2 pseudogenes are annotated in these 1,219 nt (G+C 62.1%); one reads left to right on the plus strand and one right to left on the minus strand.

Annotated elements, in window-relative coordinates:
* Positions 1-376, minus strand: a pseudogene (locus OQK_RS19770) (membrane dipeptidase); the annotation flags it as partial.
* Between the two features lie 207 nt (positions 377-583).
* On the opposite strand from OQK_RS19770, the pseudogene OQK_RS31500 reads away from it, so the two are divergent.
* Positions 584-1,219, plus strand: a pseudogene (locus tag OQK_RS31500) (PvdJ/PvdD/PvdP-like protein); the annotation flags it as partial.

The raw sequence follows: 1,219 nt of genomic DNA on the forward strand, positions 1-1,219 counted from the left end.
CCTGCTGATTGCGCGCTTCTTCGACAAAACCCTCGGTGGGACGGTGCGGGGCGTTCGGGCCGTTCCACATTTCCGGCCAGCCGAACACCGTCAACGCCGCGCCGGACAAGCGCCCACGATTGGCCTTGACCAGGTCGAACTGGCCCGAGCCATCCTTGTCGGCTTCGTGGTCGTGGCTGCCGAAACTCAGCGGCACGGTGATGTGGCTGTCGAACGACAGCAGGCGATCCTGCAATTCAGTCGCCTGTTTCATCACCTTCACCGGGTAGCCGGGGTTGTTCAGGTAATCCCAGGCCAGAAATCCTGCGCCGGCACTGATCGCCAGGGCCAGCGGCAGGCCGATGAATAGAGCCTTTTTCCAACGCGGTTTTGTCATTGCCATCTCATTCAGGTTCGCCGTCGAGGTACAGGCGCAGGGGCCTTTGCTATCTGGGAAGAACGAGTGGCCGGGTGGCTAATTTAGGCGCGCGTTACAAATGCCCGGCGGCACCGTCGCGATGTTTTACCAGCGGCGTAAATTTCCCCGCCGAGCAAACGTTCTAGCTTGGATAAAGCCTGCTTCATGGCTGACACAGGTAGGGCAATGACGATCTCTCGACGCTGGTTCATGGCGGGCATGGCACTCACGGGCGCCGCGCTGCCTGCCGCTTTTTATGCACATCGTGAACTGACTCGCGAGGAGTTTCCGATCACCCCGGGCGAGGCCACGGTCGATCTGGCGGACACCGCCGGGCAACAGCTGGCGGACAATTTGCGTGGGGTCTGGGACATTCGCTTTACCGGTGCGGCGGCGGGGCTTGATGGTCTGCCGGCGCAAGGCCTGGAGCTGTTTCTCGACATCGCCCATCGTGGGCGCGGCTTGCGCGGCTATCTCGACACCGGCACCAATCTGCGTGCCGAAGGGCCTGTGCGTTATCAAGTGGTTGGCGATCTGGCACCGGGCAACGGCGCCGAGATGTATTGGCGCCTGCTGCGCACCGATGAGCCGCTGGCGCCACCGGTGTATGAATTAAAAGTCAAACTGGATGAAGTCTGGGCAGCGTTCGGCAATGCCGGCAGCGCCACGTTCACCGGACAAGTGCTGCGTCTGGACCGGCCGTTGGCGTTGCCCGAGCTGGACAATCATTTCATCGCTATCAAGCGGCGTTTTCCCGAGGCCCGTGAACGCACCGGGCTTAATCCGCAACTGTTGGCCTGGCTGGTGGCGCCCGAGCATCGG

The organism is Pseudomonas sp. R62 (assembly GCF_000257605.1).
Lineage (GTDB): Bacteria > Pseudomonadota > Gammaproteobacteria > Pseudomonadales > Pseudomonadaceae > Aquipseudomonas > Aquipseudomonas atacamensis.